24 protein-coding genes are annotated in these 26,105 nt (G+C 72.8%); 6 read left to right on the forward strand and 18 right to left on the reverse strand.

Annotation, left to right across the window (positions count from 1 at the left end; all coding sequences use genetic code 11):
* Window positions 1-124: 124 nt before the first annotated feature.
* The gene (locus HTZ77_RS03130) at window positions 125-1,600 is read left to right on the forward strand and encodes an MFS transporter (protein ID WP_235994136.1); all 1,476 of its coding nucleotides are present in this window, start codon (window positions 125-127) and stop codon (window positions 1,598-1,600) included.
* Between the two features lie 10 nt (window positions 1,601-1,610).
* On the forward strand, window positions 1,611-2,096 hold the full coding sequence (locus HTZ77_RS03135) for a pyridoxamine 5'-phosphate oxidase family protein (RefSeq protein WP_175587855.1): 486 nt from the start codon (window positions 1,611-1,613) through the stop codon (window positions 2,094-2,096).
* A 337-nt stretch (window positions 2,097-2,433) separates the two neighbouring features.
* On the opposite strand, the gene HTZ77_RS03140 is transcribed toward HTZ77_RS03135, so the two are convergent.
* Both HTZ77_RS03140 and guaB read right to left on the reverse strand, forming a co-directional pair.
* On the reverse strand, window positions 2,434-3,555 hold the full coding sequence (locus HTZ77_RS03140; protein WP_175587856.1) for a GuaB3 family IMP dehydrogenase-related protein: 1,122 nt from the start codon (window positions 3,553-3,555) through the stop codon (window positions 2,434-2,436).
* A gap of 3 nt (window positions 3,556-3,558) precedes the next feature.
* Entirely contained in the window at window positions 3,559-5,040 is a 1,482-nt protein-coding gene (gene guaB, locus HTZ77_RS03145) for an IMP dehydrogenase (RefSeq protein WP_175587857.1), read from the reverse strand.
* A 415-nt stretch (window positions 5,041-5,455) separates the two neighbouring features.
* Between guaB and HTZ77_RS03150 the strand changes: the two genes are divergently transcribed.
* Entirely contained in the window at window positions 5,456-6,484 is a 1,029-nt protein-coding gene (locus HTZ77_RS03150) for a helix-turn-helix transcriptional regulator (protein ID WP_175587858.1), read from the forward strand.
* A 36-nt stretch (window positions 6,485-6,520) separates the two neighbouring features.
* Complete coding sequence (locus HTZ77_RS03155) at window positions 6,521-6,898, forward strand: DUF5319 domain-containing protein (protein ID WP_175587859.1); 378 nt, start codon at window positions 6,521-6,523, stop codon at window positions 6,896-6,898.
* On the opposite strand, the gene HTZ77_RS03160 is transcribed toward HTZ77_RS03155, so the two are convergent.
* The 4 genes from HTZ77_RS03160 to groES all read right to left on the reverse strand — a co-directional run bounded on the left by HTZ77_RS03160 (window position 6,859) and on the right by groES (window position 10,300).
* Window positions 6,859-7,131 (reverse strand): hypothetical protein, encoded by a 273-nt coding sequence (locus tag HTZ77_RS03160; RefSeq protein ID WP_175587860.1) that lies wholly within the window; start codon window positions 7,129-7,131, stop codon window positions 6,859-6,861. The two genes, HTZ77_RS03155 and HTZ77_RS03160, sit on opposite strands and share 40 nt — an antisense overlap.
* Window positions 7,128-7,763, reverse strand: a complete 636-nt coding sequence (locus HTZ77_RS03165; protein WP_175587981.1) for a sigma-70 family RNA polymerase sigma factor — start codon at window positions 7,761-7,763, stop codon at window positions 7,128-7,130. The genes HTZ77_RS03160 and HTZ77_RS03165 overlap by 4 nt, the downstream gene beginning before the upstream one ends.
* 534 nt (window positions 7,764-8,297) lie before the next feature.
* Window positions 8,298-9,917 carry a chaperonin GroEL gene (gene groL / locus HTZ77_RS03170; RefSeq protein WP_175587861.1) on the reverse strand — a complete coding sequence of 540 codons (1,620 nt, stop codon included), beginning with the start codon at window positions 9,915-9,917 and terminating at the stop codon, window positions 8,298-8,300.
* A gap of 71 nt (window positions 9,918-9,988) precedes the next feature.
* On the reverse strand, window positions 9,989-10,300 hold the full coding sequence (gene groES / locus HTZ77_RS03175) for a co-chaperone GroES (RefSeq protein WP_175587862.1): 312 nt from the start codon (window positions 10,298-10,300) through the stop codon (window positions 9,989-9,991).
* Window positions 10,301-10,545: 245 nt separating this feature from the next.
* Between groES and HTZ77_RS47265 the strand changes: the two genes are divergently transcribed.
* Together HTZ77_RS47265 and HTZ77_RS03190 are read left to right on the forward strand one after the other, a co-directional pair.
* Window positions 10,546-12,171, forward strand: a complete 1,626-nt coding sequence (locus HTZ77_RS47265) for a class I SAM-dependent methyltransferase (RefSeq protein WP_328808390.1) — start codon at window positions 10,546-10,548, stop codon at window positions 12,169-12,171.
* A gap of 192 nt (window positions 12,172-12,363) precedes the next feature.
* Window positions 12,364-14,325, forward strand: coding sequence for a hypothetical protein (locus tag HTZ77_RS03190; protein ID WP_175587863.1), 1,962 nt, complete (start codon window positions 12,364-12,366; stop codon window positions 14,323-14,325).
* 339 nt (window positions 14,326-14,664) lie between these two features.
* Here the strand turns inward: HTZ77_RS03190 and tsaD are convergent, their stop codons facing one another.
* From tsaD to HTZ77_RS03250, 12 genes are all read right to left on the reverse strand, one after another.
* Complete coding sequence (tsaD, locus tag HTZ77_RS03195) at window positions 14,665-15,696, reverse strand: tRNA (adenosine(37)-N6)-threonylcarbamoyltransferase complex transferase subunit TsaD (protein WP_175587864.1); 1,032 nt, start codon at window positions 15,694-15,696, stop codon at window positions 14,665-14,667.
* Window positions 15,689-16,120, reverse strand: a complete 432-nt coding sequence (gene rimI / locus HTZ77_RS03200; RefSeq protein WP_175587983.1) for a ribosomal protein S18-alanine N-acetyltransferase — start codon at window positions 16,118-16,120, stop codon at window positions 15,689-15,691. The genes tsaD and rimI overlap by 8 nt, the downstream gene beginning before the upstream one ends.
* A gap of 11 nt (window positions 16,121-16,131) precedes the next feature.
* Window positions 16,132-16,776, reverse strand: coding sequence for a tRNA (adenosine(37)-N6)-threonylcarbamoyltransferase complex dimerization subunit type 1 TsaB (gene tsaB / locus HTZ77_RS03205; protein ID WP_175587865.1), 645 nt, complete (start codon window positions 16,774-16,776; stop codon window positions 16,132-16,134).
* A gap of 659 nt (window positions 16,777-17,435) precedes the next feature.
* Window positions 17,436-18,365 (reverse strand): aminoglycoside phosphotransferase family protein, encoded by a 930-nt coding sequence (locus HTZ77_RS03210; RefSeq protein ID WP_175587866.1) that lies wholly within the window; start codon window positions 18,363-18,365, stop codon window positions 17,436-17,438.
* A gap of 46 nt (window positions 18,366-18,411) precedes the next feature.
* Window positions 18,412-18,948 (reverse strand): class F sortase, encoded by a 537-nt coding sequence (locus HTZ77_RS03215; RefSeq protein WP_175587867.1) that lies wholly within the window; start codon window positions 18,946-18,948, stop codon window positions 18,412-18,414.
* Between the two features lie 13 nt (window positions 18,949-18,961).
* A complete protein-coding gene (locus HTZ77_RS03220) occupies window positions 18,962-19,585 on the reverse strand; it encodes a hypothetical protein (protein WP_175587868.1) in 624 nt (207 codons plus the stop codon).
* A 241-nt stretch (window positions 19,586-19,826) separates the two neighbouring features.
* A complete protein-coding gene (gene tsaE, locus HTZ77_RS03225) occupies window positions 19,827-20,279 on the reverse strand; it encodes a tRNA (adenosine(37)-N6)-threonylcarbamoyltransferase complex ATPase subunit type 1 TsaE (RefSeq protein ID WP_328808391.1) in 453 nt (150 codons plus the stop codon).
* A gap of 17 nt (window positions 20,280-20,296) precedes the next feature.
* A complete protein-coding gene (locus tag HTZ77_RS03230) occupies window positions 20,297-21,346 on the reverse strand; it encodes an alpha/beta fold hydrolase (RefSeq protein ID WP_175587869.1) in 1,050 nt (349 codons plus the stop codon).
* 17 nt (window positions 21,347-21,363) lie between these two features.
* Entirely contained in the window at window positions 21,364-22,497 is a 1,134-nt protein-coding gene (gene alr, locus HTZ77_RS03235) for an alanine racemase (RefSeq protein WP_175587985.1), read from the reverse strand.
* Between the two features lie 131 nt (window positions 22,498-22,628).
* A complete protein-coding gene (locus HTZ77_RS03240; protein WP_175587870.1) occupies window positions 22,629-24,086 on the reverse strand; it encodes an NAD(P)H-hydrate dehydratase in 1,458 nt (485 codons plus the stop codon).
* Window positions 24,087-24,095: 9 nt separating this feature from the next.
* Window positions 24,096-24,446, reverse strand: a complete 351-nt coding sequence (locus HTZ77_RS03245; protein ID WP_175587871.1) for a holo-ACP synthase — start codon at window positions 24,444-24,446, stop codon at window positions 24,096-24,098.
* A gap of 31 nt (window positions 24,447-24,477) precedes the next feature.
* Entirely contained in the window at window positions 24,478-25,896 is a 1,419-nt protein-coding gene (locus HTZ77_RS03250; RefSeq protein ID WP_175587872.1) for an alkaline phosphatase PhoX, read from the reverse strand.
* Window positions 25,897-26,105 lie beyond the last annotated feature (209 nt).

Genomic DNA, 26,105 nt, shown 5'->3' on the forward strand with positions numbered 1-26,105 from the left:
GACACGCGGCAGGAAACAGGGAGGTGGAGGACGGTGACGTCGGGATAACCGAGTGACTCTGAAGTGCCGTCTTCCCAGCATGAGGCCGGTGACCAAAGATGGTTCCAGTTACCAAAGAGAACCATTGAAGCGGAAGGCCCTCATGTCCTCCTCCACCGAACGCACCGAACGTATGGGCGCGCGCTCCTGGGGCGTCCTTTTCGTCCTCGCCGGCGCCGTCTTCCTCGAAGGCATCGACGTGGCCATGCTCAACGTGGCGCTGCCCGCCATCCGGGCCGACCTCGGGCTGTCCACGGACGTGCTCAGCGGCGTGGTGACCGCGTACGTGCTGGGCTACGGCGGTTTCATGCTGCTGGGCGGGCGGGCCGCCGACCTGCTGGGCCGTCGCCGGATGTTCCTGACCTGGCTGACGGTGTTCCTGGTGTTCTCGGGGCTGGGCGGCCTGGCCGGCGAGGGATGGACGCTGCTCCTGGCCCGGTTCGTCACGGGCGTGGCCGCGGCGTTCATGGCGCCCGCCGGGCTGGCCCTGGTCACCGGCAACTTCCCCGAGGGGCCCCGTCGCGCCAAGGCCCTCGGCGTGTACGCGGGCATCGCCGCCGGCGGCTTCTCGCTCGGCCTCGTCGCGGGCGGGCTGCTGACCGCGCTCGGCTGGCGGTGGGTGTTCTTCGCCCCGGTGCTGCTGTCCGCGTTGATCCTGGTGGCGGCGATCCCCCTGGTCAAGGAGCCGGTCTCGGACTCCGGGCCGGCGCCTCGCGGCGGGTTCGACATCGCCGGGGCGCTCGCCGTCACCGGCTCGATGCTGCTGCTCGTGTACGGGGTGATCCGGCTGGAACACCTGGACCGGGCCCCGTGGGTCACCGTCGCCGTGTTCGCGGCCGGGCTGGCGCTGCTGGGCGCGTTCGTGGCGATCGAGCGGCGCACGGCCCATCCCCTCGTCCGGCTCGGCGTCCTGCGGTCGGGGCCGCTCGTCCGCGCCAACCTCGGCGCGCTGCTGTTTCTCGCCTCGTTCGCCGGGTTCCAGTTCCTGGCCACCCTCTACCTCCAGGAGCTGCGCGGCTGGAGCACCATCCAGACCGGCCTGGCCATGCTGGTGGCCGGCATCGACACCGTGCTGGCCCCGACCCTGACGCCGCGCCTGGTGAACAGGTTCGGCAACACGCGGGTGCTGTTCGGCGGGCTGGTGCTGGCGGCCGTCGCGTACGCGCTGTTCCTGCCGGTCGGCCCCGACTGGACCTACGCCGCCATGTTCCCGACCATGCTGCTGATCGGGCTGTCGTTCGCCCTCGCGTACGGGCCGTTCACGATGGCCGCCACGGAAGGCGTGGCCGAGCACGAGCACGGCCTGGCCGGCGGGCTGCTCTACACCGCCTTCCAGTTCGGCGCCGCGCTGGGGCTGGCGGCCGTCACCGCCGTGAACGTCGCCTCGCTCGGCGACGCGAGCGATCCCGGCGCGCGGCTCGACGCGCTCCAGGCGGCCCTCGTCGTGCCGCTGGTCACCGCGCTGCTCGCCCTCGTCGTCACCGCCTTCGGCCTGCGCTCCGCCCGCCGGCCGCGCACGCCCGAGACCGCCGAGCCCGCCCCGGCGCGGGTCTCGGCCTGAGGGGGGCGCCATGGCCCGCCGGGTGTCCACGTTCGCGGCGATCGAGCCGCAGTTCACCGCCTACGTCGGCGACATCGTCTACGCCACGATGACCACCGTCGACGCCAAGGGACGGCCCCGCGCCCGGGTGCTCATCCCCGTCTGGGAGGTGGTGGACGGCCGGCCGCTCGGCTGGCTCGCCACCTACCGCACACCCGTCAAGGCCGCCCACCTGGCGGGCAACCCGCACACCACGTTCTCGTACTGGACGCCCCGCCAGAACGCGGTGAGCGTCGACGCCGTCGCCGACTGGGTCGCCGACCCCGCGGCGCGCCGCCACGTCTGGAACCTGTACGCCAAGGGCAGCCCGCCGGGCGCCGGGTACGACCTGGGCGGCTTCTGGAAGGGGCCCGACGACCCGGAGCTCCACGTGCTGCGACTGGTGCCGTGGCGGGTCCAGGTCATCCGGGGAGCCGACCTGAACAGCCTCATCTGGCGGGACGAGACCACCCCCTGACTCTCCGCACCGCCCCCGGACCGTCCCGTGTGAGTCTCCTCACCGCCCCCCGGACCGTCCCGTGTGAGTCTCCTCATCGCCTCCGGACCACCCCCTGTGAGTCTCCTCATCGCCTCCGGACCGTCCCCGGAGTCTCCTCGCTGTCCCACCCAGGACCGTCCCCGAGCCGCCTCGCCGCCCCTGGGCCGCCCGGGACGTCCCCGCCCGCCTCAGGCCGTCCCTGGGCACCCCTCCCTCCTCTCCCCCCTCCGGAGACGCCAAGAGCCCCCGGGCCCGGCAGCAGCCGGGAACCGGGGGCTCGCGTGTCTCGTGTCCGGGAGCCGGAGAGAGTGGCGGGTCAGCGCTGGATCGGCGCGACGACCACCTCGACGCGCTGGAACTCCTTGATGTCGGAGTAACCCGTCGAGGCCATCGTGCGCTTGAGCGCGCCCATGAGGTTCATCGACCCGTCGGCCACGCTCGACGGCCCGTGCAGGATCTGCTCCAGCGTGCCGACCGTGTCGAACTTCACCCGCCGGCCCCGCGGCAGGTCGGGGTGGTGCGCCTCGGAACCCCAGTGGTAGCCGTGACCCGGCGCCTCGGCGGCGCGGGCCAGCGGCGAGCCCACCATGACGGCGTCGGCGCCGCAGGCGATGGCCTTGGCGATGTCGCCGGAGGTGCCCATGCCGCCGTCGGCGACCACGTGGACGTAGCGGCCGCCCGACTCGTCGAGGTAGTCGCGGCGGGCCGCGGCCACGTCGGAGATGGCGGTGGCCATCGGCACGGCCACGCCCAGCACGTTGCGCGTGGTGTGCGAGGCGCCGCCGCCGAAGCCGACGAGCACGCCCGCCGCGCCCGTGCGCATGAGGTGCAGGGCGGCCGTGTACGTGGCGCAGCCGCCCACGATGACCGGAACGTCCAGCTCGTAGATGAACTGCTTGAGGTTGAGCGGCTCGGCCCGGCCCGACACGTGCTCGGCCGAGACCGTGGTGCCGCGGATGACGATGATGTCGACACCCGCGTCGATCACGGCCTTGTGGTACTGGACGGTGCGCTGCGGCGAGAGCCGCACGGCCGTCGTCACGCCGGAGGCGCGGATCTCCTCGATGCGCCGGCCGATCAGCTCTTCCTTGATCGGCGCCGCGTAGATCTCCTGCAGCCGCTTCGTGGCGGCCTCCGTGTCGAGCCGCGAGCACTCCTCCAGCAGCGGGAGCGGGTCCTCGTAGCGGGTCCAGAGCCCTTCGAGGTCGAGCGGCGCGAGGCCGCCGAGCCGGCCGATCTCGATCGCCGTGGCGGGCGAGACCACGCTGTCCATGGGGGCGACGACGACGGGCAGCTCGAACCGGTAGGCGTCGATCTGCCAGGCGATCGAGACCTCCTCCGGGTCACGCGTGCGCCGCGAGGGAACGAGGCCGATCTCGTCGAGCGCGTAGGCCCGCCGCCCCGTCTTGCCCCGGCCGATCTCCACCTGCTGAGTCATGGATTACCTTCTGTGATAGTTCGGAGCTTCGACGGTCATCTGGATGTCGTGCGGGTGGCTCTCCTTGAGGCCCGCCGCGGTGATCGGCATCAACTGGCAGTCGGTGTGCATCTGCGGGATCGTGCGGCACCCCGCGTACCACATGCCCTGGCGCAGGCCGCCGATGAGCTGGTGGGCGACCGCGGCGACGGGGCCGCGGTAGGGGACCTGGCCCTCGATGCCCTCGGGGATGTACTTGTCCTCGCCGCCGACCTCGGCCTGGGCGTAGCGGTCCTTGCTGAAGGAGGTGCCGCCGCGCTCGCGGTTGCGGACCGCGCCCAGCGAGCCCATGCCCCGGTACGACTTGAACTGCTTGCCGTTGATGAAGATCAGCTCGCCCGGCGACTCCTCGCACCCGGCGAGCAGCGACCCGAGCATGACCGTGTCGGCGCCCGCGGCGATCGCCTTGACGATGTCGCCGGAGTACTGCAGGCCGCCGTCGCCGACGACCGGCACCCCGGCGGGCTGGCAGGCCAGCGACGCCTCGTGGATCGCGGTCACCTGCGGCGCGCCGACCCCGGCGACGACCCGCGTGGTGCAGATGGAGCCCGGCCCGACGCCCACCTTGACGGCGTCGGCGCCCGCGTCGACGAGCATCTGCGCGCCGGCCCGCGTGGCGATGTTGCCCGCGATGACGTCGACCCTGCTGTTGGCCTTGATCTTGCCGACCATGTCGGCCAGGCCCTTGGAGTGGCCGTGGGCGACGTCCACGACGATGACGTCGACGCCCGCCTCGATGAGGGCCTTGGCGCGCGACTCGGCGTCGCCCCCGACGCCCACGGCCGCGCCGACCACGAGCCGGCCGTCGGCGTCCTTGGTGGCGAGGGGGTACTGCTCGCTCTTGGTGAAGTCCTTGACCGTGATGAGGCCGCGCAGCCGGCCGTCGGGGTCGACGAGGGGCAGCTTCTCGATCTTGTTGTGCCGGAGCAGGGCGAACGCCTCGTCGCGGGAGACGCCGACCGGGGCGGTGACCAGCGGGGCCGCGGTCATCACCTCGCGCACCCGGCGCGACTGGTCGGTCTCGAAGCGCATGTCGCGGTTGGTCACGATGCCGACGAGGATGCCGTCGTGGTCGGTGACGGGCACGCCGGAGATGCGGTAGGTCGCGCACAGCCGCTCGACGTCGGCGAGCGTGTCGTCGGGCGTGCAGGTGACCGGGTTGGTGACCATGCCGGCCTCGGACCGTTTGACCAGGTCGACCTGCTGGGCCTGCTCCTCGGCCGCCAGGTTGCGGTGCAGGACGCCGATGCCGCCCTGCCGGGCCATGGCCACCGCCATGCGGGCCTCGGTGACCGTGTCCATGGCCGCCGAGACCAGCGGGATGGACAGCGTGATGTTGCGTGACAACCGTGAACGCGTGTCGGCCTCACCTGGCTGCAGGTCTGAGTAGCCCGGCACGAGCAGCACGTCGTCGAAGGTCAGACCCATCTCGGTGAACTTGGACATGCTGCGGCCCCCTCCTGCCGTTGCGCGTGATGGGGACAAGTCTAGGGCCTGGCTCCAAACAGCAGAGATGCCGGGAGGACGATGACCCCCACGGTCCGTCGTACTCCCGGCATCGAAAAAGGCCGGGGGACGGAACGGTCGGTGATTCCGTTCCGTCTCCCGGCGATCGGCGGCCGGGCCGGCGCGCGTCGCGCCACCGAACCCCCCTCCGCGTCCTGATGGCCGGCATCGCCTGGCCCGGTGGTCCGCCGACTCTCGGTCAAGCGTGCGTTACCCAGCGGCACGCCGCAATGTGCAAACGTGCAATTGCACGAAGTTGCACCGATGCGGCCTCATCCCGCGCAAGGGGGCGGACAGGGCGAGGATGCCGCGTTATTCTCGCGGCACCCCCGGTCCCCCAACGGAGCCACGCGACATGCGCAACGAGTCACCCGACGTGCCCGATCCCCTCGCGGCGCTGGGCCTCGACCCGGCTCAGACGGCGCTCTACACGGCGGTGCTGCGCCTGCACCGCGCCACGCTCGCGGAGCTGGCGGAGGCGATGGGCGGTCCACGCGACAAGGTCAGCAGGCAGCTCGACGACCTGGTACGCCTCGGCGTGGTCGACGAGCACTCGGGCGAGTACCTGGCCCGCCACCCCGCGGGGGCGCTGGGCCGGCTGATCGCCGAGCGGCTCGACCGGCTGGCCGAGGAGAGCCGGCGCATCGACTCGGCCCTCGGGTCGATCCGCGGCCTCATCCGTGACTACGACGCCGGGCGCGACTACCAGAGCGGCCCGTTCCCGGTGGAGCTGGTCAGCGGGGCCGACGTGCTGTACGAGAGCGTCGTCGGCATGGCCGTCCAGGCGCCGCCGATCACGGTGCTCACCGCCATCCCCGACGAGCGCACCATGACCGACTTCTCGCGGAAATTTGCCGATCCTTGGATCGACGCGCAGCAACGCGGGCTGATGACCGTCCGCGCCGTCGTGCCCGTGGAGACGCTGGCGCTGCCGGGCGTCCGCGACGGGCTAGGCCGCCTGCTGGAGACCGGGGGCGAGGTCCGCACGCTCGCCCGGGTGCCGAGCTGGTTCATGACCGTCGGCGACGACGCCGCCGGCCTGCCCGCGCTGTGGGGCGGCAACCTGCCCGACCACGCCTACAACTTCTATCTGTTACGCACGCCGATCGTCGTGGGCATGCTCAGATCGCTGTTCGAGGAGTGGTGGGCCCGATCCCTGCCGGTGCCGTGGGGCCGCCAGGGCGACGGCACCGTCCAGGTGCTCCGGCTGGCCGCCCAGGGGATCTGCGACGAGTCGATCGCCCGCCATCTCGGCGTGTCGGTCCGCACCGTGCGCGCCCGGTTCGCCGACGCGATGACCCGGCTCGGCGCGCAGTCCCGCTTCCACGCCGGCGTGGAGGCCGCCCGGCGCGGATGGCTCGACCATCCCGCTGAGCACCACTGACCACCACGGCGGCCGCATCGGTCATATGGTGGGAAGGTGCTGGAAGACGTCCCCCGCGACCCGTTCGCGGACGATCCGAACGACCCGTCCGCCGCGATGGGCGAGCTCGACGACGCCGAGCCGCTCACGGCCGCCGAGCGCGACGAGGCCATCACGGACCTCGCCGACGTGGAGGTGTTCCGCTCCCTCCTGGAGCCCCAGGGCGTGCTCGGCCTCGTGCTCGACTGCCCCGAGTGCGGCGAGCAGCACTTCTTCGACTGGGACCTGCTGCGCGGCAACCTCCGCCAGATGATCGAGAAGGGCCGGCCGCAGGTGCACGAGCCGGCCTTCCACCCCGACCCGGCCGACTACGTCACGTGGGAGTACGCCCGGGGTTACGTCGACGGCGTCATCGACACCGAGGAACGCCGCTGACCCACCGGCGACGCCCCGCCGTCTCCCGTACGGGTGACGCCGTCGTCCCACGTGCGCGCGGACATGCCGTCTTCCACCATGCCGCCGTCGCGGCAGGCGTCGGCCCGCAGGGCGGCGAGCAGCCGCGCGGCGGGATCGTCATGAGGGGGCGGCTCCCCACGGCCGAGGGCGTCGAGCAGCGCGTCGCTCTCGTCCTCCGGAGCCGGTCCGGCTCCGGTCCGCTCCTGCGTCAAGCCGACTCCAGCTCGGCCATCTGCCTCAACCTCGCGAGCGCCCGATGCTGGGCGACCCGGACCGCACCTGGTGACATGCCGAGTACATTACCGGTCTCCTCGGCGGACAACCCAGACACCACGCGCAACAGCAGCAACTCCCGCTGATTCTCGGGCAACCGGGCAAGCAGCCTGCGGGCGTGCTCGACCTCGATGTAGCGGACCACGGTCTCCTCGGGCCCCGGCCCGTCGTCGGGCCCGTCGGGCAGGTCCTGCGTCGGCACGGCCGAGCGCACGGAGCTGCGCAACGCGTCGGCCACCTTGTGCGAGGCGATGCCGAAGACGAACGAGGCGAACGGACGGCCCATGTCGCGGTAGCGCGGAAGCGCGGACAACACCGCGATGCACACCTCCTGGGCCACGTCATCGGCAATGTGATATTGCCCTGAAACCCTGCCCAACCTGGCGCGACAATAGCGCACCACCATCGGACGCAACTCGCCGAGCAGGGATTCGATCGCACCGCGATCTCCCTGTACGGCGAGGCTGGTCAGTTCCCTAAGGTCGGAGTCATCCGTCCGTGCCGGAAGTCTCGACGCGAGCCTTACCCCAATTTTGGCGTCGGCGACGCTTCCCTCGCTCACGATAGGCATGATGCCCGCACTGATCGGGCCTGTCGTCATCGCGAACGGCTACGGATTGGTCACATTGGAGAGACGGCGACTGCCCGTAATCGAATGACGACAGTAAGGCTTTAGGGGCGGAGGAATATTTCACCCCATAACACGAAATGCACGGAATTCGCCAGCACGGGGGCGCGGGGACAGTCAGGGAACACGACGCTTTGCCGACAGAGCAGGTTTACCCGGATAAGTCACTATTTCATATCTGAGACTGTATGCGGCGTTGTATCCATTGGTACTACGTCACATCCCATTATCCGAACACTTCATCCAGATTTGCGGCACCCTGCCCAGCTCTCAGGAGCTCTCACCACCCGAACCTGAGGCGCGTCTCTGCCCCCAGCCCCCACGGAGCTCCACCGAGGCCCTGAGACCTCGCACCCACGCCGCACGGCTCCCGGGCCCCTCACCCCCGGCACGCGAACGGCCCGCCCCCTGGAGTGGGGACGGGCCGTGCGTGAGCCGTCAGGCGCCCAGCGGCCGCGAGGAGCGGCCGTCAGGTGCTCAGTGGCCGTGACCGTGGCCGTGGCCCTGGCCGGCGGCCGGAGCCTCCTCCTCGGGCTTGTCCACGACGAGCGCCTCGGTCGTGAGCAGCATGCCCGCGATCGAAGCGGCGTTCTGGACGGCCGAGCGGGTGACCTTGACCGGGTCGATGACGCCCTGGGCGATCAGGTCGCCGTACTCGCCGGTCGCGGCGTTGAGGCCGTGGCCGACCTGCAGCTCCGAGACCTTGTGGGTGACCACGTAGCCCTCGAGACCGGCGTTCTCGGCGATCCAGCGAGCCGGCTCGACCAGCGCGCGGCGGACGACGCCGACACCGGTGGCCTCGTCGCCCGACAGGCCGAGGTCGTCGAGGTCCTTGGAGACGTGGATCAGGGCCGAGCCACCGCCGGAGACGATGCCCTCCTCGATCGCGGCGCGCGTCGCGGAGATGGCGTCCTCGAGACGGTGCTTCTTCTCCTTGAGCTCGACCTCGGTGGCCGCGCCGACGCGCAGCACGCAGACGCCGCCCGCGAGCTTGGCGAGGCGCTCCTGCAGCTTCTCGCGGTCCCAGTCGGAGTCGGACTGCTCGATGGCGAGCTTGATCTCCTTGACGCGGTCCTCGATGGCCTGCTGGTCGCCGGCGCCGTCGACGACGGTCGTGGCGTCCTTCGTGACCACGATGCGGCGCGCCTGGCCGAGCACCTCGAGGCCGACGTTCTCCAGCTTGAGGCCGACCTCCTCGCTGACGACCTGGCCGCCGGTGAGGATGGCCATGTCCTGCAGCATCGCCTTGCGGCGGTCGCCGAAGCCCGGCGCCTTGACGGCGACGGAGGTGAACGTGCCACGGATCTTGTTGGTGACCAGGACGGCCAGGGCCTCGCCCTCGACGTCCTCGGCGACCACGAGCAGCGGCTTCTTGGTCTGGGCGACCTTCTCCAGCAGCGGCAGGAAGTCGGTGATCGAGGAGATCTTGCTCTGCGTGAGCAGGATGTAGGCGTCCTCGAGGACGGACTCCATGCGCTCGGGGTCGGTGACCATGTAGGCCGACAGGTAGCCCTTGTCGAACTGGAGGCCCTCGGTGAACTCGAGCTCCATGCCCATGGCGTTGGACTCTTCGACCGTGAGGACGCCGTCCTTGCCGACCTTGTCGAACGCCTCGGCGATCAGCTCGCCGATCTTCGCGTCCTGGGCGGAGATCGTCGCGACGTTGGCGATCTCCTTCTTGTCCTCGACCGGGCGGGCGCTGGCGAGCAGCTTGTCGCTGATCTCCTTGGCCGCCCTGTCGATGCCGCGCTTGAGCGACAGCGGCGAGGCGCCGGCCGCCACGTTGCGCAGGCCCTCGCGGACCATGGCCTGGGCCAGGACCGTCGCGGTGGTGGTGCCGTCGCCCGCGATGTCGTTGGTCTTGGTGGCCACTTCCTTGGCGAGCTGGGCGCCGAGGTTCTCGTAGCGCTCCTCCAGCTCGATCTCACGAGCGATGGTCACACCGTCGTTCGTGATCGTCGGAGCACCGAACTTCTTGTCGATGACGACGTTGCGGCCACGCGGGCCGAGGGTGACCTTCACGGCGTCCGCGAGGGCGTTCACGCCACGCTCAAGAGCGCGGCGGGCGTCCTCGTTGAACTCCAGGATCTTCGCCATTTTGCTGAGAGTCCTCTCCTAGTGTCGAAGGCCCCGGCCGCCTACGGCGCCCGGGGCCCGACACCACCGGCTTACTTCTCGATGATCGCGAGAACGTCGCGGGCGGAGAGCACGAGGTACTCCTCGCCGCCGTACTTGACCTCGGTGCCGCCGTACTTGCTGTAGAGGACGACATCGCCCTCGCTGACGTCGAGCGGGATCCGCTTCTCGCCGTCCTCGTCCCAGTTGCCGGGGCCCACCGCGAGGACCTTGCCCTCCTGCGGCTTCTCCTTGGCGGTGTCCGGGATGACCAGGCCGGAAGCGGTGGTCTGCTCAGCCTCAAGCGGCTGCACCACGATGCGGTCGCCGAGCGGCTTAACGGGAACCTTGGTGGCGGTCGTCACGATCGGACCTCCCCTTCAGATTTGAATGATCTAGAAGAGGCGACCAGCGGGGCCTGCCGTCGCGGGTGCCAGACCTGCCTCGTCGCACGTTGGCACTCTCAAGGGGAGAGTGCCAACAGGAAACATATGCAAGAGGGGCTTGACAGTCAACACGAACACGTTTGCTGAGAGCGATACCTCATCTTCGCAGGTCGAGCAGGGGGCCCGGATCCGGCCCCCCGGGCGGGGCGCTAACGTCGTACGGCGTGGACCTGGACGCCTTCACCGAGTTGCTCACCCCGCGCGGGCAGCGCGCGCTCGCGGAGGCGGTCGAGCTGCGGGACGCCGATCCCGTGGCGGCGGCGACGCGCCTGCGCCGCACCTACGACGCCGCGCTCGCCTCGGCGGCGCTCACGCAGGCGCGGCTGCGGCAGCGGGCGCGCGCCAAGTTCGGGGCGGACGCCGAGCTGATGTACTTCACGCCGCACGGCCTGGAGCAGGCCACCCGCGCCGAGGTCGCCGCCCACCGCGCCGCCCGGCTGCTGGCCGTGTGGAGGGGCTCCCACGACCCGGACGCGGTCGCGCCGGGGGTCGAACGGGACTCGCCCGGACGGGGCCGCCCTGAGTCCGTCGCGCCCGCCCCGACCTCTCCCGACGCGTCCTCGCCTGTCCCGGCCTCTCCCGACGCGTTCCCCGCCGCCCCGGCCTCTCCCGACGCGCCCTCTCCCGGCCTGGCCTCTCCCGGCCCGCGCGAAGGCGCCCCCGGAGAGACGGGCCGCGGCCTGCTCGGAGCGGGCGGTGGAGAGACGGGGGCCGGGCACCACCGAGCAGCGCCTGGAGCGGCGGGGGGCGGCCACCGCGAAGGAATCCCCGGAGGGACAGCCCAGGGCCCTGGGGGCGGAGTCTCCGGACGGGCGGGCGAAGGGCCCGAGGGCGGGGTCTCCGGACGGACGGGCGGAGGAGCCGGGGGCGAACGGCCCGGGTGGACGGGCGAAGGGCCGAGGGTCGTGGACGTGTGCTGCGGGTCCGGCGGCGACCTGCTGGCGCTGGCCCGGGCCGGCTGCCTCGTGGACGCCGTCGACACCGACCCGCTGACCGTGGCCGTGGCCAGGGCCAACGCGGAGGCGCTCGGGCTGGCCGAGCGGGTCACGGTACGGGTGGCGGACGCCGCGTCGGTGTCGCCCGAGGACTACGACGTCCTGTTCGCCGACCCGGCCCGGCGCACCGCCAGAGGACGCACGTTCGACCCCATGGCCTACTCACCGCCGTGGCCGGTCGTGCTCGACCTGCTCGCCCGGGCCCCGCTGGCCTGCCTCAAGGTCGCCCCGGGCATCCCGTACGAGTTCATCCCGGAGGGCGCCGAGGCCGAATGGGTCTCGTACAAGGGCGAGGTCAAGGAGGCGTCCCTGTGGACGTCGCCGGGCGCCGCGCGGGAGGCCGGCCTGGTCCGGCTGGCCACGCTGCTGCCCGGCGGCCATGTCCTGCGCGACACCGGCGCGGTCGCCCCCACCGGGCCGCTCGGCCGGTACGTCTACGAGCCCGACGGCGCGGCGATCCGCGCCCATCTGGTCGGCGAGGTGGCCGAGCTGGTCGGCGGCCGGCTGGCCGACCCCATGATCGCCTACATCACGGGCGACGACCCGGTCGACACTCCCTGGGCGGCCCGGTACGAGGTGGAGGAGGCGCTGCCGTTCTCGCTCAAGCGGCTGCGCGCCGCCCTCCGCGACCGGAAAATAGGAAATGTCACCATTAAGAAGCGGGCCTCGGCCGTCGATATCGAACGCCTTCGGAGTGATCTACGACTTTCGGGCACCGAATCCGCCGTGGTCATTCTGACCCGGATCATGGACAAGCCCGCCGCCCTGATCTGCCGCCCGGCCTCACCTGCGTAAATGGCAAACCGGGGCGTTCCCCCGGCAACCACGATATTTTCCCGCACCACTGACGCGGCTTGATCGAAAGGCTAAGGTGGGCGGGCGGGAGTTCTCCCCCTGTTGCGGTTTTCCGCGTTCTCCTTCTTCATCTGCAAACCGGACCTATCCACCGCTGCGCGATGAACCGTCGGCGAGTGAAGGAGCCTTTCGGTGGATCATTCCAACCACACCGCCCTCCTGCAGACGGGCGGCCACAGCAAGGTCCCGGAGAGGATGCGTGAGCTGCTGGCGCGCGCCGCGCAGGACCACGTCTACGAGCAGCGCACGCAGGGGGCCGTCCTCGACGAGATCCGCCAGCGGCTCGAAGGCATGGAGTGGCTGCTGCGCGAGGTGCGCGAGCGGGAGCTCGGGGGGTTGAGCGGCACGCTGGAGACGGTGAGCGGGCGCCTTGACGACATCGCGGCCAAGCCGCCCATGTGGGCCGAGGGCCTCGCCCAGCACGTCGAGGCGGTGCGCGACCACGTGGACGCCGTCGGCTCGCAGGTGGGCTCCGTGGACGCCCGGGTGGAGTCGGTCCACCAGCGCGTCGCCCCCGTGGTGGAGCTGCCGAACATCTGGGACGACCTGACCACCATCGGCGGCGGCGTCGAGGAGACGCTGAAACGGCTGCAGGCGGTCCTGGACGGCGGCGAGGGCATCGCCAAGCGGCTGGGCGAGTTCTCGGCCGTCATGGCGCAACTGGGCTCCAGCATGGAGGCCGCGGCGAGCCGCTTCACCCGGCTCGACAGGTCGCTCGCCGAGCTGACGGCGCGCACGGACCGGGTCGAGGGCCTGGTGGCCGACCTGTCGAACGGGCTGTCCGCGGGGCTGTCGAGCAGCCTGGACGACCGGCTGACCGCCGCCGCCGAGCAGGCCGGGGCCCGGGCCGCCGCGGTCGGCGAGCACGTCAACGCGCACGTGGACGCCGTCGCCGAGCGGCTGACCGCGCACGTGGACGTCCTCACGGGCCAGGTGAGCGCCGTGACCGACCGGCTGGCGACCGCAGAGCAGCGGCTGGCGGCGCGGCTGGAGGAGACGCGGCAGGAGCTCGCCGCGAGCCTGGAGGAGACGCAGCAGCAGGTCGCGGTCCGGGTGGAGGAGGCCCAGCAGCAGGTGGCCGCGCGGCTCGACGAGCTCGACGTGCACATGGAGGGGGTCGAGGGCCGCCTGGGCGGGGTCGACTCCCGGCTGGCGGCGGTGGACAAGCGGATCGTCTCGCTGGACGGGCAGCTCGGCGCCCTGGACGGCCGGGTGGACGGCCGCTTCACCACGCTCGACGGCCGCCTGGCCACGCTCGACGAGCGCTCGGTGGCCGTCGGCGAGCGCCTGGGCGCCGTGGACGACCGCGTGGCCGCGATGGAGCAGCGGGTGGCGGCGGTGGACCAGCGGGTGGCCGGGGTCGACCAGCACCTCGGCGAGACCGCGACCCGCAACGAGGCCCGCTTCAACCACCTCGACAACGACCTGGAGTCGCTGGACGAGCGGCTGAACGAGGTCGAGGAGCACCTGACGACCCGCTTCGACGCCGTGGACAGCACGGTGACGGGCCGGTTCGCGACCGTCGACACGAAGCTGGCGGCCGGGTTCGACGGGGTCACGGGCCGGCTCGACCGCAGCGACAGCGCCATGGCGGCGCACTTCACCACGGTCGACGCCAACCTGTCGGCCCGCTTCGACGCCATGGAGGGGCTCGCCGGCCGCCTCGACGCCGTGGACACCGCGCTGGCGGCGAGGTTCGACCAGGTGGGCACGAGCATCCAGAGCAGCATGCAGGCCCGCTTCGACGGCGTGGAGCGGCACCTGACCGACCTGACCGCCCGCGCCGAGCAGTCGGGCGAGCAACTGGAGACGGTGGACGACCACCTGGAGGCGGTCAACCAGCGGGTGAGCCAGCTCCCGGTGACGCTCGGGATCGGCGAGCGGATCGAGGAGGCGATCGCCGCCCGCTCCGCGGAGGAGGCCGACCGTCTCGCGGCCGCGGCGGGCGCGCTCACGGACCTGGTCCAGGCACGGCCCGACCGCGACGAGGTCAACCGCACCGCGACCGACCTCACCAAGCGCCTCGGCTCCCTCGAGGAAACCATGCTCGCCCTGGCCGAGGCGCTGCTCCGTCCGACCCGGTCCAAAGACTGATCTTTAGTTACGGCACAGCCAAGGTCACGCGCCCACGCCGACCGGGGGTTTCTTCTTTCTTTACGGCACAGCCAAGGTCACGCGCACGCGCCGACCTTGGTTGCCGTCTGTCATGGCCGGTCGTGAGGGCTCACGGGGTGCTCGCCGTGACGACGCGCATCCTTGGCCGCCTGCGTGGTCCCGACGTGGGCCCGCTCCCGACGCGGACGTTTCACCCCGAAGGCGGCAGAACGCCTCACCTGTGGGGCGCCACAGACAGAGCATCACCAGCAGGGGCGCCGCGAGCATAGGCACCACCCGCAGGGCCGCCTGAGACAGGGAGCCCCACGCTCGGGGGTCTCAGACGTGGACCGTGGTGATCGGCATCGACGAGTCGGCCGGGATCTCCAGGGTCGAGGGGGTGATGCCCGCGGCGACCAGGTCGGAGCCCAGGGCGGCCACCATGGCGCCGTTGTCGGTGCACAGGCCGGGCCGGGGGACGCGCAGCCGCACCCCCGCCGCGTCGCAGCGCTCCTGGGCCAGCGCGCGCAGCCGCGAGTTGGCCGCCACGCCGCCGCCGATGAGCAGGTCGTGCACGTCGTACTTCCGGCACGCCTGGAGCGCCTTGCGGGTCAGCACGTCCACCACGGCCTCCTGGAAGGAGGCCGCCACGTCGGGCACGTGGATGGACTCGCCGGCCGACTCCCGCGCCTCGACCCAGCGGGCCACGGCGGTCTTCAGGCCGGAGAACGAGAAGTCGAGCGTGCCGTCGTCGATCTTGCCGCGCGGGAACGCGACGGCCGTGCCGGAGCCCGAGGCGGCCGCCCGGTCGATGTGCGGGCCGCCGGGGAACGGCAGCCCGAGCACCCGCGCCACCTTGTCGAACGCCTCGCCCGCCGCGTCGTCCACCGTCGAGCCGAGCGAGATCACGTCCTGGGCCACGTCCGGCACCAGCAGCAGCGACGAGTGGCCGCCCGAGACGAGCATGGCGATGCACGGCTTGGGCAGCGGGCCGTGTTCGAGCTGGTCGACGGCGACGTGCGCGGCCAGGTGGTTGACGCCGTAGAGCGGCACGCCGAGGCCGAGCGCGTAGGCCTTGGCCGCGGCGACGCCCACCAGCAGGGCGCCGGCCAGGCCGGGCCCGGCCGTCACGGCGATCGCGTCGATGTCGGAGAACTTCAGACCGGCCTGCGCGAGCGCGGACTCCACGGTCGGCGTCATCGCCTCCAGGTGGGCCCGCGAGGCCACCTCGGGCACCACGCCGCCGAAGCGGGCGTGCTCGTCCATGCTGGACGCGATGGTGTTGGCCAGCAGCGTGTGGCCCCTGACGATGCCGATGCCGGTCTCGTCGCAGGAGGTCTCGATGCCGAGGACCAGTGGTGCGTCAGCCATCCAGCTTCTTCCTCATCATGATCGCGTCGGTGCCGTCGTCGTAGTAGCGGCGGCGGATGCCGATCTCCTCGAACCCGAAATGCTCGTACACGCCGCGGGCGCGCGGGTTGTCGTCGCGCACCTCCAGGAAGATCTCACGGGCGCAGCGCCTGCGCGCCTCCCGCAGCAGCTCGGCCAGCATCGCGCCGCCGACCCCCGTGCCCTGGTGGGCCTGGAGCACCGCGATGGTCTGCACGTCGGCCTGGTCGGCCGCGGCGGCCATGCCCGCGTAGCCGACGATGACCTCGTCGACCAGCGCCACGACGTAGTGGCGGGTGCGCGGCTGCTCGGCCAGCTCGCCGCGCATCATGCCCTCGCTCCACGCGTCGTACGGGAAGGTCGCCCGCTCGATCGCCATGATCGCGGGCAGGTCGCCCTCGGTCATCTGGCGGAGCCTCACGCCGTCACCCGCTTGGGCGCGCCGGGCACCACCGCGTCGGGGCGGCGCAGGTAGATCGGGCGCGCCGGGTCGAGCGGGAGACCGGCGGCCAGGCGTTCGACGGCGAGGCCGGCCAGCGCGCCGGCGTACGGGTAGGGCGGGTCGAGCGGCTCGCCGAGCGCGTCGGGGTAGAGGACGGCGCCGGCCCCGGCCACCGGCAGGCCCTCGACGGGCACGTCGGCGGGCCGGTCGACGGCCGGGCCGCTCACGCGGGTGCGCCGGTCGGCGTACCGGGCCCAGAACACCTCCTTGCGCCGCGCGTCGGTGGCCGCGATGAACGGCTCGTCGCGACCGCTGCCGTAGGCGACGGCGTCGAGGGTGCAGATCCCGTATGCGGGGATCGCCAGGGTTGTGGCCAGCGCCTGCGCGGTCATCAGCCCGACGCGCAGCCCGGTGTACGGGCCGGGACCGCTGCCGGCGACGACGGCGGTGACGTCGCGCAGCGACGCGCCCGCCTCGGCGAGGACGGCCTGGATGGTGGGCGCCAGCAGCTCACCGTGGCGTCGGGCGTCGATCGTCGTCGACTCGGCGAGAACCCGCTCGCCGTCGTGGAGCGCGGCGGTGACCGCAGGAGTCGCGGTGTCAAAGGCCAGGACCAGCACGACTGCTTAGCCTACCCGCCGCCCGGCTCACACCTGGCCGCTCACCCGATTCCCCACGCCCACTTCAGGCGATCTCCCAGGGCCGGCACACCTCGATCCCACATGCCCACGTCCCCGGACCTCCCAGGACCGGCACACCTCGATCCCACATGCCCACGTCCCCGGACCTCCCAGGACCGGCACACCTCGATCCCACATGCCCACGTCCCCGGACCTCCCACAGCCGGCCCATCTCGGCTCCCCACACCCGGCCCACCAGGTCGCCAGATCTGCCTCCGAGGCACGGATCGCCCCGACTCACCCGGGTCCGCACTCTCCCCCGCCCCGAGTTCCCCTCCGGCCACCCCGAGCGATCCGCCGCTCCCGCCACCCCGGGTTGTCCTCCCGCCAGCCCGAGCGACCCGCCGCTCCCACCCTCCCAAGTTCTCCTCCCGCCACCCCGAGCGACCCGCCGCTCCCATCGCACCGAGCGACCCGCCGTGGACCGCCGACCGCCAACCGCGTCGCTGACGCCGGCGCGCAGGAGCGGCCGGGCGGGGCGGGGGCGCAGCCAGGCGGGATCGCAGGTGCGGCCGGGCCGGAGCGCGGCCGGGCCAGGCCGGAGCGCAGGCGACCGGGGCCGGAGCGCAGGCGCGGCCGAGGCTGAGGCGGAGGAGGTGTCAGGCCCAGCCGGTGCGGCGTCTGAGCCAGTCCAGCGCCACCGTCCCCTGCGCGCGCTGGAACGCCCTCAGCGTCGGCAACCCGGGCGGATCCGGCTGCCGGCCCTGCCGGACGAGATAGCCGGTCAGCGCGGCGACCGCCGCCGTGATCGCCGGGTCGGGATCGGTGACCAGCTCGTGCGGCATCGGCCCGCCCTGCATGCCGACCGACGGCAGCATGCACACCCGGTCGAACCACTGCGCCCCGACGCACGCCCACGGCCAGTCCACGACGTAGACCTGGTCGCCGGCGAGCAGGATGTTGTCGGCCCGCAGGTCGGAGTGGAGGAGCGTGTCGCCGGCGGCGGCCTCGCCCCAGCCGGACTCCAGCTCGGCCAGCCGGTCGAGGTGGCGCAGCGCCCACGGGTCGAGGCCGGTGACGTCCTCGTCCACGAGCCTGCGCCAGCCGCGGAAGGAGTCGGCGAACAGCTCCCCGACGGGCGGCGCGGTGACGGGCGCGGGCGTGAGCGCGGCCGACATCCGGTCGACGGCCGCCAGCACCAGGTCCAGCTCGTCGCGCCGCCACGGCATCGCCGGGTGGCGGCCCTCGATGTCCTCGAAGACGAGCACCACCCAGCCCTCGGCCTCGAACGTGGTCAGCAGCCGGGGCGCGGGCACCGAGGCGGGGAGGGTGGCGGCGATCAGCGCCTCGGCGCGGTAGATGCGCACGGACTCCGGGTTCGGCTCGGGGCCGACGGCCTTGACGAACGCGCGCCGCCCGCCGGCGGTGCGCAGGCGCACGGCGGCGGCCGGCGAGAAGCCGGTGTCCTGGGTGACGGCCTCGGTCACGGGCCCGCCGAGGAAGTCCTCGACCCCGGCCCGGGCCGCGGGATGCACCTGCTCCCAGGGGACCCGGCTGCCGGTGGCGGGCGGGTTGGTCTCCACGCTCATGTCCCCATCATCCCGATCGCCGCAACCGATTTCCGGGTGCAGGCGGTCAGGCGCGGGAGGCGTAGACAATGATGTTGTCGATGTACTCGCCCTTGGCGTAGTCGAACGTCCCCCCGCACGTCACCAGCTTGAGGCCGTCGTCCACGTAGACCTTCTTGGCCGGGAAACTGTCCTTGTGGACCTGCTCGACGGCCTCCACCTTGTACGTGGCGACCTTGCCGTCGCTGCGCTCCACCTTCACGAGCTCGCCCTTGCGCATCTTGCGCAGCTTGTAGAACACGGCGGGCGCCGTCTTGGTGTCGACGTGGCCCACGATCACCGAGGCGCCCTTCTCGCCGGGGACGGCGCTGCCGCTGTACCAGCCGGCGACCTTGGGCTTCTCGTACGGCGGCAGCTCGACCTCGCCGTCCTTGGTCAGCCCGAGCTTCATCAGCGGGGCCTCGACGTCGATGGACGGGATGTCGATGCTCTCGGGCACCACCTTCGCGGCGGCCTGCTGGGTGCCGAGCTGGGTCTTGCCGAACATGACCAGCAGGAGTCCCGTGGCGGCCCCGGCGAGCACCACGCGTCCCGGACGTGCCATGGCGCCGTCCTCGTCAGGCCCGGCTGCGGCGCTTGACCGCGATCCCGACGCCGGCGGCCAGGACGAGGCCGAGCACGATCCCGGCCGGGGCGAGCGGCAGCCCGGAGTCGTCGTCCACGTCCTTGCCGAACGTGCCGCCGCCGCCCGCGCGCGGGGCCCGGGTGGGCACGTCGCTGGGCAGCGGGTCGGCCCGGACGACGCGCAGGGTGGCGCGGCCGGTGTCGTTGGTGCCGTCGCACTTGACGTCGACGCGGTAGGAGCCGCGCGCGACCGTGCCGGACACCTGGGCCTCGCCCCGCACCCACGGGCCGGGGCTGGGCGTGCTGGTGGCGTTGGGGCCGGGGGTCGGGGCGGCCGGGTTGAGCGGGACGCCGTTGATGAAGGCCCGCGAGGTGGCGGTGCCGGTGTGGGCGGGGCCGCCGGTCGGCACGGGGCAGTTGGCCAGGATCCAGACCCGCGACGTCTCGCCGGCGGTGACCCGGTCGGGGTTGAGCTCGACCTTGATGGAGGCGCGGGCGGGGGCCGTGGCCGTCGTGGTGGCGGTGCTCGTGGCGGTCGTGGTGGCCGTGGCGGTGGCCGTCGGTGTGGGTGTGGGGCCGCTGTCGGCCTGGGCCGAGCAGCCCAGTGCGCCGATCATGAGGATGGCTCCCGCGGACGCGAGTCGTCTGACACCGAGCACCAGCGCACCCCACTTCGCCGTCTTGCACCAAGCATCCACCAAAAAGGTGGACGCTGCCCCTCCTGATACCCAGAAATTCTGGGGGAATCCATCGCCAACGATCATGTTTTCCGTCATCGGCGGGATACGTCAAGGGTGACAGCATTGCCGGGCGTTGACCCGCGTTTTACTCTTGTCGCCGCTCACCCGGCGTGTCGGGTCAGACCGAGTCGCCGGACCAGCGCGCGCCGACTCCCCGCAGGGTCACGACGCGGGCGTCGTCGCCCGTCTCGCGGTCGATGTGGATCTCCAGGCGGTCCTCGGACAGGCCCTCGACGAGCCCCTCGCCCCACTCGACGACGGTGACCGACTCCTCCAGCGAGGCGTCGAGGTCGAGGTCGTCCACCTCCAGGTCGCCGCCGAGCCGGTAGGCGTCGACGTGGACGAGGGGCGGCCCCTGGCACAGGGACGGGTGGACCCGGGCGATCACGAACGTCGGCGAGGTGATGGGGCCCCGCACCTTCAGGCCCTCGGCGATGCCCTGCACCAGCGTCGTCTTGCCGGCGCCCAGCGGCCCCGACAGGACCACCAGGTCGCCGGGGCGCAGCCGGGCGGACAGCCGGGCCCCGTACGCGCGCATGTCCTCGGCGGTCGGCAACCGCTCCGTGTTCACCGCGACTCCCCCACTCTCTACAACTCCACTCTCTTGATCAGGTCGCGCAGCGCGTCGTTGACCACGCCCGGCCGTTCGAGCTGGATCAGGTGGGAGGTGTCGGGCACCTCGGTCAGCTGGGCCTTGGGCAGGGCGGCCGCGATGGCGCGGCTGTGGTCGGGCGGGGTCAGCCAGTCCTTGTCGCCGACGAGGATGGCGGTCGGGACGGGGTCGAGGACGTGCAGCGCGGACAGCTTGTCATGGTTCATCAGCGCCGGGTAGAAGTCGGCGATCACCTCGGTGGGCGTCGCCCTGATCATGGACTCGGCGAAGTCGACCAGGGTCGGGCTGACGTTCTTGGAGTCGCCGAACCCGACGTAGCGGGTGATGAGGAACGCGATGTCGCTGCCCGCGTGGCGGGTGCGGTCGACGAGCGCGCCTCGGCGTCCCAGCATGGACACCGCGCCCGGCGCCACCTTGTGGACCACCTTGGACACCAGCGCGGGCAGGCCCAGCGTGATCTCGGCCAGCTTGCCCGCCGAGGTGCCGATGAGCGCCACGCCCTTGATCCGGTCGCCGAACAGCTCCGGACGGCGGTCGGCCAGCGCCATGATCGTCATGCCGCCCATGGAGTGGCCGACGAGCACGCACGGGCCGGGCACGAACCGTTCGAGCAGCTCGGCCAGGTCGTCGCCGAGCCGGTCGATCGTGGCGTCCTCGGCGGCGGCGCGCTCGGAACGGCCGTGGGAGCGCTGGTCCCACGCCACGATCCGGTGGCTCTCGCGCAGGTCACGGCGCTGGTAGTGCCAGGACTCCAGGTTGAGGCAGTAGCCGTGGCAGAACACCACGGTCAGCGGCGCGTCCTCGGGGCCGTCGACCTCGACGTGCAGGGACACCCCGTCGGAGGTGGTGAGCGTGCGCTCCCGGCCCTTCAGCTCGCCGAACGGCTCGCCGAGCTCGGCGTCGGGGCGCAACCTGATCCGGCCCACCGCGTAACGCTTGGCCAGTGTCGCCGCCGCGACACCCGCCGACGCGGCGCCGACGATGGCTCCGGCGATGCCGACCTTGCGACGCGTCGTCGTGGTCATGTCCCCGCGCCCCCTTCTCACTCCTGGCTGTCGCGCACGTGGACCCGGGGCACCCGCGCGCCGATCCTCGTCACGATCTCATGCGTGATGGTGCCGAGGTTATCCGCCCACTCCTGGGCGGTGGGCTCGCCCCTCCCCCCAGGGCCGAACAGCACGACCTCCTCGCCCTCGGCCAGCAGGTCGTCGTCCAGGTCGATCATGAACTGGTCCATGCACACGCGGCCGGTCACGGGCCTGCGGCGACCGCCGGCCAGCACCTCGGCCCGGCCGGTCGCGTGCCGCAGCACGCCGTCGGCGTAGCCGAGCGGGACCAGGCCGAGCCGGGTCTCGCTCTCGGTGACGTGCAGGTGCCCGTACGAGACGCCGGAGCCGGCGGGCACCTGCTTGACCAGCGCCAGCCGGGCGAGCAGCGTCATCGCCGGGCGCAGGCCGAAGTCGCCGAGCTCCGGAACGGGGCTCAGCCCGTACATCGCGATGCCGGCGCGGACCATGTCGAAGCGGGAACGCGGCAGCGTGAGGATCGCGGCGGAGTTGGCGAGGTGGCGGATGACGTGCGAGCCACCCGCGCCCGCCTGCTCGGCCAGCTTGAGCGCGGCCTCGAACGCGTCGAGCTGCGCCCCGATCGACGGGTGGCCGGGGATGTCGGCGCACGCGAAGTGGGACCACAGGCCGATGATCTCGATGACGCCCTCGGCCTGGAGGCGGACCGCCCGATCCAGCAGGCCGGGCCAGGCGGCGAGGGGCGCGCCGCCGCGACTCATGCCGGTGTCGGCCTCCAGGTGCATGCGGGCGGTGCGGCCGGTGCGCCGGGCGGCGGCGGCGATCTCGTCCAGGGTCGTCTCGGCCGAGGCCGACAGCTCGACGTCGGCCTCCAGGGCCTCGGCGATCGGCTCGTCGGGGCCGATGATCCACGACAGCACCGGCGCCGTGACGCCGGCCTCCCGCAGCGCCAGCGCCTCCCGGACGAACGCGGTGCCGAGCCTGCTCGCCCCGCCCGCGAGGACGGCCTCGGAGCACGGCACGAGACCGTGCCCGTAGGCGTCGGCCTTGACGGCGCCCATCAGCTCGGCGCCGCCGGCGCGCTCCTTGAGCAGGGCCACGTTGCGCTCGATCGCGGCCAGGTCGACCCGCGCCTGCGCGGGCGTCGCCATCGGGAATCCCATCTCTCCAGTCTGGCAGCTCGCCCACGTGGCCGGGCGCCATTCACCGATCACCGCGCCCCGCGGTGATCGGTGAATGCGCGGCCATCCTCACGAACGCGCCGTCCCCGTGAAACGCGCGACTACCTCGACGCCGACCGCCCGGTCAGCTCGCGGATCGCCGCGGGCACCGCCGCCGCCACGCCCGCCGCGTGCAGCGGCGCGCCGGAGGAGGCGATCCGCCCGGCCAGCCCGTGCAGGTAAGCCGCGCACGAGCCCGCGTCGTAGCAGCCGAGCCCCTGGGCGAGCAGCGCCCCCGCCACCCCGGACAGCACGTCGCCGGTGCCGCCCGTGGCCAGCCACGCGGTGCCGGTGCCGTTGACGCGTACCGGCCGGTCCGGCTCGGCGACGACCGTGGTGGACCCCTTGAGCAGCACGGTCACCCCGAGGTCGGCCGCGGCGCCCCGGGCGTGCTTCAGCCGGTCGGCCTCGATCTCGTCGCGTCCGGCCCCCGTGAGCCGCGACAGCTCACCGGCGTGCGGGGTGACCAGCACGGGCGCGTCGCGGCCGAGCAGGTCGCGCTCCCGGGCGACGAGCGTGAGCCCGTCGGCGTCGATGAGCACGGGCACGTCACTCGCCAGCACCTGCGCGAGCATCTCGCGCGCCCAGTCGCCGGTGCCGAGCCCGGGGCCGACCACCCACGCCTGCACCCGGCCGACGCCGTCGAGCGAGGGCCGCTCCAGCTCCGTGATCACCGCCTCGGGCCAGCGGGAGCGCACCTGCGCCACCGGCTCGCCCGGACCGGCGTAGCGGACCATGCCGGCGCCGGCCAGCAGGGCCCCGCCCACGGCGAGCACGGCCGCGCCGGTGTACTGGTCGCTGCCGGCGACGACGCCGACCACTCCCCGGCGGTACTTGTCGCTCTCGGCCGCCGGGCGCGGCAGCAGGGCGGCCACGTCGGCGCCGGTGAGCCCGACGACGTCGGGGTCGGGCAGGTAGGGGCCGAGCCCGATGTCGACCAGCTCCACCTCGCCGGCCAGGGCGGCTCCCGGGTCGACGAGCAGGCCGGTCTTGCGCGCCCCCATGGTCACGGTGAGCGCGGCCTCGACGGCGGCGCCCTCCACCCGGCCGCTGCTCGCGTCCACGCCGCTGGGCACGTCCACGGCGACCGTGGGCGCCGCCGCGGCGTTGGCCGCCCGGGCGAGCCCCCAGTACGGCTCGCGCAGCGCCCCGCTCACCCCGATGCCGACCAGCCCGTCCACGATGAGGTCGGCCCGCTCGATCGCCTCCGCCCCGGCCTCCCGCCCCCCGGCCAGCAGGAACGCCTCCAGCCCTGCCTCGTGGGTCCTGCTGCCGGCGAGCACGGCCTCGACCCGGGCGCCGCGCCGGGCGAGCAGCGCCCCCGCGTACAGGGCGTCGCCGCCGTTGTCGCCGCTGCCGACGAGCAGGGTCACGCGGCTGCCGTACACCTTGCCGAGCATCGTCGCGCACGCGGCGGCGAGCCCGGAGGCGGCGCGCTGCATGAGCGTGCCCTCGGGCAGGCGGGCCATGAGCTGGTGCTCGGCGGCTCTGATCTGGTCGGCGGTGTAGGCGATGCGCATGATCCGAAGCTATCCCTCCGCGATCACGTAGGCCATGGCGACGCCCGCGTCATGGGTGAGGGAAAGGTGCCAGCGCTTGACGCCGAGCTCGTAGGCGACCTCGGCGGCGCGGCCGGTGATGTGCAGCTCGGGCCGGCCGCTCTCGCCACGGCGCACCTCGGCCTCCAGGTGGCCGACGCCCCTGGGGCCGCCGAGCGCCTTGGCCACGGCCTCCTTCGCGGCGAAGCGGGCGGCCAGCGACCGCACCGGCAGGTCGCGCTCGCGCTCGGTGAACAGCCGCGTCCGCAGGCCCGGCGTGCGCTCCAGCGTGGCCTCGAACCGGGCGATGTCCACCACGTCCACTCCGATGCCCAGGATCATGTCCCCAGGCTAGCCGCGTGCGCGCGGCGGCTCAGAACGCGCCGCGCTGCCACGGCCCCCAGATGGCGAACGACATGCCGTGCGTGGACTGGACGTTCACGTACAGGGTGTGGCCGCCGGGGCCGAAGGTGGATCCGGCGAACTCCGCGCCCGGGTCGCCCGCGACGGGCTCCATGCGGCAGAAGTCGAACAGCTCGCCGTGCCGGGTCAGGCCGCGCAGGAAGTTGTCGCCGTCGCCGTCCTCGCACAGCACGAGGGTGCCGCGGGGGCTGGCCGTCACGTTGTCGGGCAGGTCCAGGACGGTGGAGCGGGGCGACTCGTACACGAGCCTCAGCCGGCCGCTCCACGTCTCGTACGCCCACACCTGCCCGCGGCCCTTGCCGAAGCCGGAGGGGGCCGTGTCGCCCGGCGCGGTGGCGCCGCCCTGGGTGGAGACGAAGTAGACGGTGCCCTGGTGGTGGATCGCGCCTTCGAGCCGGGAGAAGATCGCGGCGCCCTTGGCCCGGCCCTGCCTGCCGACCGCCTGGACGGCCTCGTCGTTCGACGGTCTGCCGGTGAACCGCGGGTCGGGCTCGTCGATGTCCACCCAGGCGGTGGCGTAGGAGGCGCCGTGGCGCTGGCCGGCGGACAGGTCCTCGCGCGGGGAGCCCTTGACGGCCAGCATCTGCAGCTTTCCGCCGTCGAGGAGGCGGCCGGCCTTGAGCGGGTGCTCGGGCGGCAGGTAGCGGTAGAAGCCGGAGGGGAAGCTGAAGCAGTCCTCGGTGAGGTAGAGCGCGCCCGACCCGGGGTCGAAGGCGGCCGACTCGTGCGCGAACCGGCCGGCCGACCTGATCGGCCTGGCCGTCGCGGCGCCGGTCACGGGCACCTCGAAGATGTAGCCGTGCCTGCGGGTGAGCTTGGAGTTGTCGCCGCCGGAGTGGTCGTCGCCGACGTCGGGCCCGTTGACGGTCTCCTCGCAGCTCACCCACGCCTTCCAGGGCATGGGGCCGCCGGAGCAGTTGAGCATGGTGCCGTTGAGCGACGGAGCGGCCTTGAGCACTTCGCCGCGCCGGGTGACCTGGAGGGTGACGGTGCCGCCGCCCGCCATCGGGTCGTAGGCCTTGTCCTTGTCGCCGAACGCGCCGACGGGGCCGCCGACCTCGTGGTTGCGCACGAGGTACGCGGTGTCGCGCGGCCCCGCGAACGCCGCCATGCCGTCGTGGCGGCCGGGCACCGTGGAGCCGTCGGGGAACGCGCTGCCCGCCTCGTTGAAGGAGCGGTAGGCGAACCCGTCGGGCAGGTGGAGGCGCACCTCGCCGTCGCGCTTGTCGCGCACGGGCCGCAACGGGCCGTAGCCCTGCACCCGGACGGCTCCGCCCTTGTCGCCCGCGCAGGCGACGCCCGCGAACGGCCCGGCGATGCCGGCGGCGGCCGCCACGGCGGCCCTGGCCAGGAAGCGACGACGGTCCATGAACCCTCCCGGGGACACTGGCTTCCCCGAACAGTAGCCGCCCCTGCTCCCCGGCACGCCCGCTTTCGCGGAGATGACGACGGGGCGACGGACAGGGAACGCGCACCTTTCCCCGAACTGACTGTCGATAATCCCCACAGGTTCATCCACAGGCTGTGGACAACTCACCCACCCCGCCGACCCGGACGCGGGCGGCGTCGCTACGCTGC

The sequence above is a fragment of the Nonomuraea montanisoli genome (assembly GCF_013363975.1).
Taxonomy (GTDB): Bacteria; Actinomycetota; Actinomycetes; order Streptosporangiales; family Streptosporangiaceae; genus Nonomuraea; species Nonomuraea montanisoli.

Excerpts from the sequence above, each read along its gene's own strand:
- HTZ77_RS03165 (WP_175587981.1), bottom strand. The coding sequence starts at position 7,763 with ATGCCTATCGTGAGCGAGGGAAGCGTCGCCGACGCCAAAATTGGGGTA.
- tsaD (WP_175587864.1), bottom strand. The coding sequence starts at position 15,696 with ATGGCTGACGCACCACTGGTCCTCGGCATCGAGACCTCCTGCGACGAG.
- alr (WP_175587985.1), bottom strand. The coding sequence starts at position 22,497 with ATGGCGACGCCCGCGCAGGCGCGGGTCGACCTGGCCGCGATCGAGCGC.
- groL (WP_175587861.1), bottom strand. The coding sequence starts at position 9,917 with ATGGCGAAGATCCTGGAGTTCAACGAGGACGCCCGCCGCGCTCTTGAG.
- HTZ77_RS03140 (WP_175587856.1), bottom strand. The coding sequence starts at position 3,555 with ATGACTCAGCAGGTGGAGATCGGCCGGGGCAAGACGGGGCGGCGGGCC.
- HTZ77_RS03210 (WP_175587866.1), bottom strand. The coding sequence starts at position 18,365 with ATGAGCGTGGAGACCAACCCGCCCGCCACCGGCAGCCGGGTCCCCTGG.
- HTZ77_RS03240 (WP_175587870.1), bottom strand. The coding sequence starts at position 24,086 with ATGCGCATCGCCTACACCGCCGACCAGATCAGAGCCGCCGAGCACCAG.
- HTZ77_RS03220 (WP_175587868.1), bottom strand. The coding sequence starts at position 19,585 with ATGATCGGCGCACTGGGCTGCTCGGCCCAGGCCGACAGCGGCCCCACA.
- HTZ77_RS03215 (WP_175587867.1), bottom strand. The coding sequence starts at position 18,948 with ATGGCACGTCCGGGACGCGTGGTGCTCGCCGGGGCCGCCACGGGACTC.
- HTZ77_RS03245 (WP_175587871.1), bottom strand. The coding sequence starts at position 24,446 with ATGATCCTGGGCATCGGAGTGGACGTGGTGGACATCGCCCGGTTCGAG.
- HTZ77_RS03135 (WP_175587855.1), top strand. The coding sequence starts at position 1,611 with ATGGCCCGCCGGGTGTCCACGTTCGCGGCGATCGAGCCGCAGTTCACC.
- HTZ77_RS03150 (WP_175587858.1), top strand. The coding sequence starts at position 5,456 with ATGCGCAACGAGTCACCCGACGTGCCCGATCCCCTCGCGGCGCTGGGC.
- HTZ77_RS03250 (WP_175587872.1), bottom strand. The coding sequence starts at position 25,896 with ATGGACCGTCGTCGCTTCCTGGCCAGGGCCGCCGTGGCGGCCGCCGCC.
- rimI (WP_175587983.1), bottom strand. The coding sequence starts at position 16,120 with ATGACCGAGGGCGACCTGCCCGCGATCATGGCGATCGAGCGGGCGACC.
- guaB (WP_175587857.1), bottom strand. The coding sequence starts at position 5,040 with ATGTCCAAGTTCACCGAGATGGGTCTGACCTTCGACGACGTGCTGCTC.
- HTZ77_RS03230 (WP_175587869.1), bottom strand. The coding sequence starts at position 21,346 with ATGACCACGACGACGCGTCGCAAGGTCGGCATCGCCGGAGCCATCGTC.